12 protein-coding genes are annotated in these 13798 nt (G+C 42.5%); all 12 read right to left on the bottom strand.

Going from position 1 to position 13798, the window contains the following annotated elements; all coding sequences use genetic code 11:
• Positions 1–134 precede the first annotated feature (134 nt).
• On the bottom strand, positions 135–3815 hold the full coding sequence (locus AC0NJP_RS03680; protein WP_474698800.1) for a PolC-type DNA polymerase III: 3681 nt from the start codon (positions 3813–3815) through the stop codon (positions 135–137).
• 119 nt (positions 3816–3934) lie between these two features.
• Positions 3935–5641, bottom strand: coding sequence for a proline--tRNA ligase (locus tag AC0NJP_RS03685; protein WP_474698801.1), 1707 nt, complete (start codon positions 5639–5641; stop codon positions 3935–3937).
• Positions 5642–5659: 18 nt separating this feature from the next.
• Positions 5660–6715 (bottom strand): flavodoxin-dependent (E)-4-hydroxy-3-methylbut-2-enyl-diphosphate synthase, encoded by a 1056-nt coding sequence (gene ispG, locus AC0NJP_RS03690; protein WP_474698802.1) that lies wholly within the window; start codon positions 6713–6715, stop codon positions 5660–5662.
• 27 nt (positions 6716–6742) lie between these two features.
• Positions 6743–7774: an RIP metalloprotease RseP gene (gene rseP, locus AC0NJP_RS03695; RefSeq protein WP_474698803.1), complete on the bottom strand. Its 1032-nt coding sequence runs from the start codon at positions 7772–7774 to the stop codon at positions 6743–6745.
• A 40-nt stretch (positions 7775–7814) separates the two neighbouring features.
• Positions 7815–8972 carry a 1-deoxy-D-xylulose-5-phosphate reductoisomerase gene (locus AC0NJP_RS03700; RefSeq protein ID WP_474698804.1) on the bottom strand — a complete coding sequence of 386 codons (1158 nt, stop codon included), beginning with the start codon at positions 8970–8972 and terminating at the stop codon, positions 7815–7817.
• A 10-nt stretch (positions 8973–8982) separates the two neighbouring features.
• Positions 8983–9798 (bottom strand): phosphatidate cytidylyltransferase, encoded by an 816-nt coding sequence (locus tag AC0NJP_RS03705; RefSeq protein WP_474698805.1) that lies wholly within the window; start codon positions 9796–9798, stop codon positions 8983–8985.
• A 13-nt stretch (positions 9799–9811) separates the two neighbouring features.
• On the bottom strand, positions 9812–10588 hold the full coding sequence (locus AC0NJP_RS03710; protein WP_474698806.1) for an isoprenyl transferase: 777 nt from the start codon (positions 10586–10588) through the stop codon (positions 9812–9814).
• A 125-nt stretch (positions 10589–10713) separates the two neighbouring features.
• Positions 10714–10896 carry a hypothetical protein gene (locus AC0NJP_RS03715; protein WP_474698807.1) on the bottom strand — a complete coding sequence of 61 codons (183 nt, stop codon included), beginning with the start codon at positions 10894–10896 and terminating at the stop codon, positions 10714–10716.
• Between the two features lie 33 nt (positions 10897–10929).
• Positions 10930–11451: a ribosome recycling factor gene (gene frr, locus AC0NJP_RS03720; protein WP_474038752.1), complete on the bottom strand. Its 522-nt coding sequence runs from the start codon at positions 11449–11451 to the stop codon at positions 10930–10932.
• A 28-nt stretch (positions 11452–11479) separates the two neighbouring features.
• Positions 11480–12214 carry a UMP kinase gene (pyrH, locus tag AC0NJP_RS03725; protein WP_474038668.1) on the bottom strand — a complete coding sequence of 245 codons (735 nt, stop codon included), beginning with the start codon at positions 12212–12214 and terminating at the stop codon, positions 11480–11482.
• Between the two features lie 76 nt (positions 12215–12290).
• A complete protein-coding gene (gene tsf / locus AC0NJP_RS03730; protein ID WP_474698808.1) occupies positions 12291–12938 on the bottom strand; it encodes a translation elongation factor Ts in 648 nt (215 codons plus the stop codon).
• A gap of 79 nt (positions 12939–13017) precedes the next feature.
• Entirely contained in the window at positions 13018–13722 is a 705-nt protein-coding gene (rpsB, locus tag AC0NJP_RS03735; protein WP_474038670.1) for a 30S ribosomal protein S2, read from the bottom strand.
• Between the last annotated feature and the right edge of the window lie 76 nt (positions 13723–13798).

Raw genomic sequence — 13798 nt, forward strand, 5'->3', positions numbered from 1 at the left:
CACTTGTTATACTGGTTAAATCACTGATCACCCATAAGAGGAAAGAGTGGGCATAGACCCACTCTCCGAGAAAACTAAGATTTCATACTCTAGTAATTATATCATAAACGATCATCGGTGACAACTATGCCGCTTCAACCAAAAAGCATCATCTGATCGGTTTCCGACATGCCATTCAGGCAGTTTTGCGAACGCAAAAGCTCAATAATCGTTTTCGAAATATGACTACGAGTTCTAAGATCTTCAATAGAAGAAAATGAGCGTTCTTCACGGGCTTGCACAATGTGCAAAGCGGCATTATCGCCTAATCCTTGTAGTCCCGCCAATGGCGGTAAAAGACCGTTATCAACAATGCTAAATTTTGTTGCATCAGAACGATAAAGATCTACCTTATGAAAGGTGAAACCACGTAAATACATTTCCAAGGCCATTTCTAAGATCGTTTGCAGACTCTTTTCCTTCACAGCTAAAGTATTGCCTTTTTGTTCAAATTCTAGTAACTTTCGTTTAATAGCTAGTAGACCTTCACAAATCAGCGACGCATCAAAATCGTCAGCTCGTACCGTAAAATAAGAAGCGTAAAAGGCGAGCGGATAATGAACCTTGCAGTAAGCAATCCGATAAGCCATCATAACATACGCCACAGCATGAGCCTTAGGAAACATGTACTTGATTTTCTGACAAGATTCAATATACCAGTCAGGTACCGACTTGGCCTTCATCTTTTCCACCATATCAGGTTTTACGCCCTTGCCCTTACGGACACTCTCCATAATTTTAAAAGCATCAGAAGGATCAAGGCCCTTATGAATTAGATAAACCATGATATCATCACGTGCCGAAATGGCTTCTGAAAGTTTCGCTGTACCAGCCTTAATTAAATCCTGCGCATTATTCAGCCATACATCCGTTCCATGCGAAAAACCACTAATTCGAACAAGTTCACTAAATTTTTGTGGTTTCGTATCTTCTAGCATCTGCCGCACAAATTTCGTACCAAATTCAGGAATACCAAAAGTACCGACAGTACTACCCAACTCAGAAGGCGTTAGATTTAAGGCCGTTGTTGATGAAAAAAGGCTCATTGTTGCGTCATCATCAAAAGGAAGCGTTTTGGCATCAAGTCCAGTAAGATCCTCTAGCATACGAATCACTGTCGGATCGTCATGTCCCAGAATATCAAGCTTTACGAGCCGACTGCTAATGGAATGATAATCAAAATGTGTCGTAATGGTCGACGAATTTTTATCATCAGCTGGATATTGAATCGGTGTAAAATGGTGCACATCCATATCGCGCGGAACAACCATAATACCACCAGGATGCTGGCCTGTTGTCCGTTTTACGCCAGTGCAGCCAGAAACTAAATGATTAATATGGGCATTTCGCACATTTTCGCCGCGATCAGTATAATAGTTTTTCACAAAGCCATAAGCCGTTTTTTCCGCAATCGTTGAAATGGTTCCAGCACGAAATACATTATCCTTACCAAAAAGCTCTTCTGTATACTTATGAGCCACAGGCTGATAATCGCCAGAAAAGTTAAGATCAATATCAGGAACTTTATCACCATGGAAGCCCATAAAAACCGCAAAGGGAATATCATGGCCGTTTTTGGCCATCGGTTTATGGCAAGTGGGACAATCCTTATCAGGTAAATCGAAACCACTGCCATAGGTACCGTCGGTAACAAACTCGCTATGCTTACATAGCGGGCAGCGCCAGTGAGGCGGCAGTGAATTTACTTCTGTAATATCCGTCATATGTGCGACAAAAGAAGAGCCGACAGATCCCCGCGAGCCAACAAGGTAACCATCATCAAGCGATTTTTTTACAAGTTTGTGAGCAATCAAATATAAAACAGCAAAACCATGATTTATAATCGAATCAAGTTCATATTTTAAACGATCAGCCACAATTTGCGGCAAAGGTTCGCCATAAAGCGCCTTAGCTTTTTCATAGGACATGCTTTCAATCGCTTCTTCTGCACCAGGAATCTGCGGTGAATAGAGTTCATCAGGAATTGGCTTAAAGACTTCCACCGAAGCGGCTACGGCCTGAGGGTTCTTGACAACAACTTCGTAAGCCCTTTCCTTGCCTAAATAGGAAAATTCGATCAGCATTTCTTCTGTTGTATGAAGATACAAGGGCGGCTGTAGGGCCGCATCGGCATAATGCTGACCACACATTAAAATTTTCCGATAGACTTCATCTTCAGGATGAAGAAAGTGAACGTCGCCAGTAGCTACAACCAGCTTATTCAACTTATCAGCCAATTCTACGACCTTACGATTAATCTGCCGCAAGCCTTCATGATCAGGCACCATTCCCTGACGGACTAGAAATTCATTATTACCGATTGGTTGTATTTCTAAATAATCGTAGAAAGAAGCGATTTCTAACAATTTTTCCTCTGATGCACCAGCGACAATAGCACGAATTAATTCACCTGCTTCGCAGGCAGAACCAATAATCAAGCCTTCACGATGTTCGGCTAAGACTCGGCGGGGAAGACGCGGTTTGCGATGCAAATATTTTAGATGAGAGATTGATACTAGCCGATAGAGATTACGTAAACCGATCAAGTTTTTCGCCAAAATAATAACATGATTTGATTTCGTAATATCTTCCTCGCAAAGATAGCCTTCCATCCCATAGATAATCTTTATCCCCGCTTTTTCAGCCACTTCCTGTGCTTCTGGAAAAGCTTGTACGACGCCATGATCTGTAATCGCAATAGCTGGATGTCCCCAATCAGCAGCTGTCTGCACCAGACTTTTTACCGAAGCAACACCATCGAGCGTACTCATTCTAGTATGAGCATGAAGTTCCACTCTTTTTTCAGCGGCTTCATCAGAACGCTTGACCTTAGCGGTGCCGCGACAAAGGCTATCGGCAAAGAGCACTAACTCCAAGGCAAATTTATCATATTGTACAGATCCTTTTACTTTTACAGCCATTCCTTTTTTTAGGGCAGCCGCCACTTTTTCATACTGTTCTTTCGTATCAAAAAATGCTTTGCCGCTGATTCCGTCTGTATCATCAGCCAGATCAAAGGTCAATAAAAACCGGCCCGAACGAAGCTCTTTTAGATCAAAGTTAACAATTTGACCCGAAAGGACCACATTGCGCTGCTCTTCCTGAATTTCATGAATTGGTACCGATGTATCTTTAAAATTCTTACCGAAAATTAACGGACTGTCTTCTTTCTTACTATCCGCTTCTTGCAAATGTCCTTGTATGGCTTCCAAATACTCTGGCGTAATAAAATCATCGTCAGAAGGTGGCGGTACTTTTTCATTACAGGCAATGTCGATGCTAACAGACTGACCTAGTTCACTTAAAAAGAATTTTTCCAGTCGTAACTGCACCTGATTTTTCTCTAACATGTAAGCTGTCATCTGGCCACTTGTCTCTAAGAGCAGGCGATTTCCCTTTACACGGCGCTCTGCCGACATGAGTAAATGCTTTAAACCTAAGTCACGCTGCGCCAGTTGTTGAACGACTTTTTCCCATTCTTGTTCCACATATTCAGACAAAGTCACTTTGACAACTGGCATAAAGGTAAAATTGACATAAGCAAGACCGCAGTTTTCTGTCAAATAGGCTTTCGCTTGTTCTAATAAGGCAGTCGAAACAGTTTGGCGATTACATAGAAAAACGTTCCAACCTCCTTTGATTGTATCCACTTCGACTTTCTGAATCGTGCTTTGACAAAAGATTTCTTTATCAGCATCAGAAGCCGGCAAGGTGTCTACGAAAGCAAAAAACTGCTCTGCGTGCTGCTGATCTGGAATTACACAATACGTATGCATAGGCTCCTCTCCACTGTTTAAAATCTATCATTTCGCTTTATGATTATTGTATCATATTTTTTTACTTGTGATTAAAAAAAGGCAGTGTGAGCATCACGCACCACTGCCTTTTCCTTTTCTTACAGCCCTTGCAGTAAAGTTTTTACAGCCTCTAAATAATTCGAAGCATCAAAGAAATGCTGTTCGCCAGTGCGGCGTACTTTCACTTCCAGTTTGCCTTCGGCTAAAGTCTTAGGTCCTACGGTAATTTTTAAAGGATAACCAATCAGATCAGCATCTTTAAATTTCACACCAGGCCGTTCGGCACGATCATCAAGAACCGTTTCAATCCCAGCCTTTTGCAAAGTTTCATAAACCGTTTTAGCAAAAGCGACTTGCTCGGCATCTTTGACATTGACGGGAACAACAACAGCATGATACGGGGCAATCGGCACAGGCCAAATAATGCCATATTCATCATTATGCTGTTCAATCGCTGCAGCCATAGTTCGGCTAACGCCAATACCGTAGCAGCCCATAACCATCGGTTTTGATTTACCGTTTTCGTCAATATAGGTAGCATCAAGGGACTCACTGTATTTCGTAAAGAGCTTGAACACCTGTCCTGCCTCAATGCCGCGAGCCGTTTTCACCGGTGCACCACAACGCGGACAAGGATCGCCAGCCGCAATCAAACGAATATCTTTCACAATAGCTGCCGTAAAATCCCGTGTTGGATTGACGTTGCGATAATGTTTATCTACTTCATTGGCGCCACAAACCGCATTTTTCAAGTTCATCACAGTAGGATCGGCCACAATGGTTACATCTTTAAGTCCTACAGGTCCTAAAAAGCCCGCTGAACTATGGAGCTTATTTACAATCGCCTCGTCAGATGCCAAAGTAAGATCAATGCACCCCACTGCATTTTGCAATTTCACTTCATTGACCGTATGGTCGCCACGCACTAAAGCAACGATTAGTTCACCTTTTTCCGTCTGATAAGCAAGCGACTTAATCGTTTGCTCTGGTGAAACCTGTAAAAAGGCACAAACTTCAGCAATTGTTTTTTGCGCCGGTGTAGCAACAGCCACAAGTGCTTCAGTTGTTTCATCAGGAGCAGATAGCGCCGCCAGCTCGGCTTTTTCTACATTAGCTGCATAATCGCAAGCAGAACAAAAAGCAATCGCTGCTTCCCCCGCTTCTGCTAGCACCATAAATTCGTGAGAACCACTACCGCCAATTTGCCCCGAGTCAGCCTCAACCGGACGGAAAGTGAGGCCGCAGCGTGTGAAAATTCGCGTATAAGCATCATACATTTTCTGATAACTTACATCAAGCCCCGCTTCATCACGATCAAAAGAATAAAGATCCTTCATGATAAACTCGCGTCCCCGCATTAAACCAAAACGTGGCCGAATTTCATCACGATATTTATTTTGAATTTGATAGAGCATAACAGGAAGTTGTCGATAAGACTTGACTTCCGCTCGTACCAATGTAGTAATAATTTCTTCATGGGTTGGTCCCAAGCAAAAATCGCGATTATGACGATCTTTTAACCGGAACATCTCATCGCCATACACATCCCAACGGCCCGATTCTTTCCACAGTTCCGCTGGTTGAATAATCGGCATTAAGAGTTCTTGACCGCCTGCTTCATCCATTTCTTCCCGAATAATTGCTTCGATTTTTTTTAGCACGCGAAGCGCTAAAGGCAAATAAGTATATACACCGCCTGCCGCTTTACGAATCATGCCAGCCCGCAGCATTAGCTTGTGACTGATAATCTCCGCTTCGGCCGGTGTTTCTCTAAGTGTCGGCGCATAAAGTCTTGATGCTAACATCGTATATCCTCCCTACTATTAAACCATCTTATCTATTTCAGCAAACAAAGCACTCAGAAGTTCCGTTTCCGGTACTTTTCGTACAATCTCGCCTTTTACAAACAACAGCCCTTCGCCTTTACCGCCAGCAATACCTATATCAGCTTCTTTGGCTTCACCCGGACCATTTACAACACAACCCATTACCGCAACTTTGAGCGGTTTTTTCACTGTAGCAAGATACTCTTCTACTTGAGCCGCAATCGGTGCCAATTCAATATTACAACGACCGCAGGTAGGACAAGAAATCAGTGTCGGTCCATATTCTTTAAGACCAAGGGCTTTTAAAATTTCATTACCTGCTTTCACTTCTACAACAGGATCGCCTGTTAAGGAAACACGAAGTGTATCACCAATTCCTTCTGACAATAGACCGCCAATGCCGATGGCCGACTTAACAAGACCAGATTGATACGTACCAGCTTCCGTTACGCCAAGATGCAACGGATAACTACTGGTCTCTGCCATTAGACGGTAAGCCGCCATTGTCAGCGGAACATCATGGGCCTTTAAAGATATCTTTATATCGTAAAAGTCTTCCTGTTCCAACAAACGAATATGTTCTAGAGCGCTCTCAACTAGCGCTGCAGCTGTAGGATGACCGCCATGCTTTGCTAAGAGTTTTTTATCAAGCGATCCAGCATTAACCCCGATTCGAATGGGGATTCCCGCTTGTTTTGCCGCTTTGGTAACTGCTTTGACCTTCGTTTGATCGCCAATGTTACCAGGATTAATTCTTAGACCGTCAATTCCTCGCTCAATGACAGTGAGCGCCAGCTTATGATCAAAATGAATATCAGCAATTAACGGTAAAACAGTCTGTTCTTTTATGGCGAAAATCGCCTCGGCTGCCTGCTGGTCTGGTATGGCCAGACGAACAATATCACAACCAGCAGCTGCAAGTCGTTCAATCTGCTCTACTGTCGCCGCCACATCATCGGTTTTCGTATTGGTCATAGACTGTACGGAAATAGGGGCAAAACCGCCTACAGCAACAGATCCAATGTGAATCTGTCTCGTTTTTCTTCGTTCCATCGTCTGATCCCTCATCCATCTGTGAAATTAAAACAAATTCAATCTCGCTATATCTTTCATGGTAGCAAGAGCCATAAGCATTAATAACAACACCATACCGATCATTTGCACAATTTGAGCGCTACGTCGTCCTAAAGGCTTACCACGAAGCGCTTCAATCGCCAAAGTAACAATATGACCACCATCTAAAACAGGTACAGGAAACAAGTTGATTAGCCCAAGATTAATACTTAAAAAAGCAGCAAATTGCAGCAGTGGTAAAATGCCAAGCTGCGCAACCTGACCAGTCATTTGCGCGACACCTATTGGGCCAGCAACTTCAGCGGCAATTTGACCTGATACCATTTGGCCAATTCCTACAAGCATGCCGCTCGCCACAACATAGGTTTGCTTAACAGAAAGCCCCATCGCTTCCAATATGCCGACTTTTTGATTTTCAATAATTGGCATCACGCCAATAACACCACGGTTTCCTTTTGGATCGAACTCTGGCACAACTTTTCTTGTAACAGTAGCTTTATCGCGCAGAACCGTAATTTCAAGGGGTTGACCGGCTTGGCCTTGCACCGCAGCAACAAACTGACTCCAAGTAGCGATTGTCATACCATTTACCGACTGAATTCGATCCCCCTGCAAAAATCCAGCCCGTTCGGCCGGCCGTTCCGCCATGACCGAACCAATCACAGGCTCTGGTGAAACTTTATCAATGCCTGCGGAAAAAAAGACAATTGCAAAGAGCAACACAGGCAGTAAAAAATTCATAGCTGAACCTGCTACAATCACGAGCATTCTCGCCCAAATCGGCTTAGACTGAAAAGATCGTTCATCTTGCTCTTCATCGGGATCCATTCCGGCAATCTTATTAAATCCGCCTAACGGAATTAAGCGTAAGGAATAGAGAGTTTCACCGCGACGGACTGAGAAAATACTTTTGCCAAAACCAATAGCAAATTCATCGACACGCATTCCCGTCCATTTTGCTGTTGCAAAATGACCTAACTCATGGACAAAAACCAAAAGACCAAACACAAAAACAGTTGCAATAACTGTAATCGACAACAGATCATTCACCACCTTATTAAAATGTCCTGTATGAATCTTACAAGCTAAACTTCGTGATAGACTTTGCCGCCTGCTCTCTAGCCCAAGCATCAGCAACAAACACACCGTCGATCGACCATTCAGACATTCCCTGATGCGCTGCTAATGTTGCTTCAATGAGTGAGGCAATGGCTAAATAAGGAATTTTACCAGCTACAAAAGCCTGAACGGCAATTTCATTGGCAGCATTAAAAACACAAGGATAAGACTTTCCCTGCCGTCCTGCTTCATAAGCCAGCTTTAATGCGGGAAATCGAATTAAATCAGGTTGTTCAAAAGTTAATGATAAAGCTTGGCGAAAATCAAGCTGGGGATAATGCCCTGGTAACCGCGCAGGATAAGAAAAAGCATATTGAATAGGCAATCTCATATCAGGTTGTCCCAGCTGTGCTATAACCGATCCATCGATGGTCTGAATCATCGAATGAACAATACTTTGCGGATGAACTACTACATCAATGTCATCATAAGGCAACGAAAAAAGCCAATGCGCCTCAATCACTTCCAACCCTTTATTGGCTAGTGTTGAAGAATCTATCGTTACCTTCGGACCCATATTCCAATTTGGATGACACAGGCACTTCTCCACTGTAACAGATTGCAATTCTGTCATCGTAGAGTTTCGAAACGGACCGCCGGAAGCAGTGAGAAAAATTTTATGAAGCCGATTTTCTCCTAGGCCCTGCAAGCATTGAAAAATTGCACTATGTTCACTATCCACAGGCAAAAGCTTTACAGAGTGCTGCTTCGCTAAGGCTGTGACAAATTCACCAGCAGCTACCAGTGTTTCTTTATTCGCTAAAGCAATATGTTTCCCTGCTTTGATCGCAGCAATCGTTGGTTTGAGTCCTGCAAACCCTACAAGCGAAGTTAAAACAGTTTGAGCATCCGTCTCAGTCGCTGCAGCAAGCAAGCCATCTTCGCCCATCAAAATACGCGTCGGTCCCTTATAGCGCTGGCAAAGCCGTTTTGCTGCCGCTTCATCGGTAAGAACAGCTACTTTAGGCCGAAATATATTGATCTGTTCTTCCAGCAGTCGATCATTGCTTTGCGCCGTCAAGGCAACAACAGTAAACAACTGCGGAAAATGAGAAATAACTTCTAAAGCCTGAGTCCCAATAGAACCAGTACTTCCCAAAATTGCTATTGTATGCATAGTTTCTCCTCTAGCCTAACAAGGCAATGACATAATAATATACTGCAGGAACAGCAAATAAAATACTATCAAAACGATCTAAAATTCCACCATGCCCCGGCAGAATCGTGCCAGAGTCTTTAATTTGAGCAAATCGTTTTATAGCCGATTCAGCCAAGTCACCTAACGGGGCCATAACACCGACTAAAATCCCCATAGCTAAACTATGTAGCCAGGGAAGGCCAATATAAACACTAAAAGACAGCACCACTAAGAGACTACCACAAACACCGCCGATAGATCCTTCAATTGTTTTACTAGGACTAATAGCTGGGCAAAGTTTGTGCTTACCAAATCGAGAGCCAATAAAATAAGCAAAGGTGTCACTAGCCCATGTACCTAAAAACGCAAGCCATAAATAAGCGGTGCTATAGGTCAAACTACCAAAGCAAAGTATCCTCTCGTCATAAAAGCGCAACAAGATAAGGTGAGAAAAAGTGAGCCCAATATAGCTGATTCCTAATATAGTAAAGGCCACATCGGAAATAGCGCACTTTTCACGAAATAATATACAATGAGCCAGTGATAGCAAATTTACGCAAGTTAACAGACCAATCATTTCACTACTATTTCCCAACCAGGCGCAGGCTGGCAACAAGAATACTGTGAAGGCGCCTAGCCAATAATTGCAACGAATCTCTCGCGTAAGCAGCATGCGGCAATACTCATGCCATGCGAGCAGCGTAATAAGTAAAATGGTTAAAACATAAGGCCACTGTCCGTAATTGACTACCCACACAGTATAAGCCATTCCGATCAGGGCCGTAAGAATTCGCTTTCCCAGCATCTTGACACCCACTTTATTTTTTCAATCCGCCAAACCGTCGATCCCTCTTTTGATAGTCAAGAATTGCTTCCACTAACAGTTCTGGCGTAAAATCCGGCCAATTTGTTTTTGTAAACCAAAATTCGGTATAAGCAGACTGCCATAATAAAAAATTACTGATCCGTTGGTCGCCGCTTGGCCGAATTAAAAGCTCCGGGTCAGGTAAAGTTTTCGTAAATAAGGCGTCACTTATACTCTCTTCCGTAATCGCTTCTATCGCAAGCGTTCCAGCCTGTACCTGACGAGCTAAAATTTGAAAAGCCTGTACAAGTTCAGCCCGACCACCGTAATTCACCGCTAAATTCAAAACAAGCCCTTGATTCTGCGCCGTATACTGAACAGCCTCGTTCATCTTAGTTTGTAATAGAGGCGATAGTTTTGATAAATCGCCGCTAAATATAATACGAACTTGATTTTGATGCAATTCTTCAACCTCATTATCAAGATAAGAAGAAAAAAGTTGCATTAATAAATCAACTTCATCTTTTGGCCGTTTCCAGTTTTCCGTAGAAAACGCATAAGCCGTGATAGCACCTACCCCAATATCGGAAGCAAAACGAACAATCTTTTTTAGTGTTTCCGCTCCGGCCTTATGACCAAAAGAACGCAACAAACCACGATTTTGTGCCCAGCGACCATTGCCATCCATAATAATGGCAATATGCTTAGGAATCCTATCCATCTTCAATTTTTCCATTGCCGTAGAAAGTTCTGTCGAGGTCTTATTTCGCTTTAAAAACCACTTTAACATGCATAAACCACCCGTCAATAAACTTTTGAATTTTATGATGAGTAGAAAACCCCCTCACACGAGGGGGTTTAAAAGCTACGATAGCACCCTTAAGGGCAAACCGCCACACAGGTACTGCTGCTTGGTTATAAATATGAAGGAACTATCCTTGCAGCAAGAATCAATTCACAATGATTTTCCGTACTCTTACACTGACGCAACACATATAAATCTTCTTTCATTAATTTACTGCGTCCTAATGGCGGCTCAGTTACGACATAAGAATAAGAAATTCCCGCTTCTTGTAATTTTCGAACAGCTATTGTCATAGGATAGCCAATTAAATTTAAAGAAGACACTGTTTACACTTCCATAATTTCTTTTTCTTTCACTACTGCGGCTTGATCAATTTCTTTAATAAATCGATCAGTCAGCTTCTGCATGTCATCTTGTGCTTTTTTTAATTCGTCTTCAGAAATAGTATGATCTTTTTCCATCTTTTTCAAGGCATCATTTGCGTCACGCCGCACATTTCTTACAACGACACGGCCTTCTTCCGCTTTCTTATGTAACATTTTTACATATTCTGCACGGCGGTCCTGAGTAAGTTGAGGAATGGCCAGTCGAATCACAACGCCATCACTATTAGGCATAAGACCTAAATCAGATTTTAAAATCGCTTTTTCAATAGGAGAAAGCATCGTTTTTTCCCAAGGTTGAATGACAATAATACGCGGTTCCGGCACAGAAATATTGGCAACCTGATTCACAGGTGTAGGCGTACCATAATAATCCACCGTAATTTTGTCAAGCAAAGCCGGCGTAGCACGACCTGTACGAATACTAGCCATATCGCGACGCACAGCTTCCAATGCTTTTTTCATTTTCTCTTCATGGGCAGTATAAACCTCTTTAGTGGTCAATTTTATTACCTCCCACAATTGTTCCAATGTCTTTACCAAGTACAGCCTGCAATATATTGCCTGGCTCATCAATACTAAAAACAACCATTGGAATTTCATTATCCATACATAAAGACGTGGCTGTAGAGTCCATAACAGCTAAGCCGCGTTGCAATACTTCAATATATTCTAGTTCTTTAAACTTCTTTGCATCGGGATTATGGCGAGGATCACAGTCATAAACCCCATCAGCATTTTTCTTAGCCATTAAAATAACATCTGCTTCAATCTCAGCAGCACGCAATGCCGCTGTCGTATCGGTCGAAAAGTAAGGATTTCCCGTTCCAGCAGCAAAAATAACAACACGGCCTTTTTCCAAATGACGAATTGCTTTACGGCGAATATAAGGTTCAGCAACTTGACGCATCTCAATTGCTGTCTGTACACGCGTATCAACACCGCACTGTTCTAAAGCATCTTGCAAAGCCAATGAATTCATAACCGTAGCTAACATGCCCATATAATCAGCTGTTGCCCGATCCATGCCTTTGGCACTACCAGCAAGTCCGCGCCAAATATTACCGCCACCAACAACAAGTGCTACTTCTACACCAGTATCGCGAATTTGTCGAATTTCCTTTGCTATGCTATCAACTGTCACAGGATCAATGCCGTATCCTATATTCCCCGCCATTGCTTCGCCGCTTAGTTTCAAAACAACCCGTTTATATTTCGATTGTTCCAAAAAAAACCCTCCGCCTTTCATCTCAAATCTCTCTTCTTGTAGTAAAGAAGAGAACACAAACGTGTTCTCTTTGTTCTTATTGCTTTACAGCAGCTTGTACTTCAGCAGCAAAATCATTTGATTTTTTTTCTAAACCTTCGCCAAGCTGGAAGCGGCAAAAACGGCGTATCGAAATATTTTCACCGATTTTACTGATTTTTTCATTGATCAACTGCGTGATTGTTACATCAGGATTCTTTATGTAAGTTTGTTCCATCAGGCAGATTTCTTTATAGAATTTTTCAACACGGCCTGTAATCATTTTTTCTACAATATTAGCCGGTTTTCCTTCATTTAAAGCCTGTGCTTTCAGAACTTCTTTTTCATGTTCTACTAAATCGGCCGGAACTTCTTCACGACGCACATAGAGAGGATTGGCAGCAGCAATCTGCATAGCTACGTCTTTAGCCAGTTCTTTAAAATCATCGGTTTTAGCAACAAAATCAGTTTCACAGTTCAATTCAAGCATAACGCCGATGCGTCCGCCGCCGTGAATATAAGATTCTACGACGCCTTCTGCAGCAATTCGTCCAGCTTTTTTCGCAGCGGCTGCTAAACCTTTTTCACGTAAAAAGTCAACTGCTTTATCCATATCACCATCAGTTGCAGCCAAAGCTTTTTTACAATCCATCATACCTGCACCAGTACGTTCGCGCAAGTCTTTTACCATTCCTGCTGTAATCATTCATGTGCCTCCTATTTATTAGTAAAGGTAAGGAACACAAACAGCGTCTGTCCCCTTACCTTTAAGAAATTATTTTCGATTATTCAGCGTCAGCTAACTGTTCGCCTTGCTTGCCTTCTAAAACTGCATCTGCCATTTTGCCTGTAAGAAGTTTTACAGCACGAATAGCATCATCATTACCAGGAATTACTTGGTCAATTTCATCAGGATCGCAGTTCGTATCAACAATAGCGACGATAGGAATACCCAGTTTGCGTGCTTCGGCAATTGCAATGCGTTCTTTACGAGGATCGATTACAAATAAAGCGCCAGGAAGCTGCTGCATATTTTTGATGCCGCCTAAGAATTTCTGCAGACGTTCCATTTCATGACGAAGAGTTAAAACTTCTTTCTTCGGCAGAACATCAAACGTTCCGTCTTCTTCCATTTTTTCCAATTCTTTTAAACGGCTAATCCGTTTTTGAATTGTTTGGAAGTTTGTGAGCATACCGCCCAACCATCTTTCATTTACGTAAAACATTTCGCAGCGAGCAGCTTCTTCTTTAACAGCTTCCTGCGCTTGTTTTTTCGTACCGACAAAAAGAATCGTTTTGCCTTCACCTGCTAGGTTACGAACAAAATTGTAAGCTTCCTCAACTTTTTTTACGGTTTTCTGTAAATCGATAATATAAATACCGTTACGTTCCGTAAAAATGTAGGTAGCCATTTTAGGGTTCCATCTTCTTGTTTGGTGACCAAAGTGGACACCGGCTTCCAATAGTTGTTTCATTGAAATTACTGACATGGTATAGCACCTCCTGTTATTTTCCGCCGCAACTCGCATTTTTGACTGGAACCTTTATGGCACTGCCAGCCCCATT

The sequence above is a fragment of the Pelorhabdus sp. sgz311002 genome (assembly GCF_056134285.1).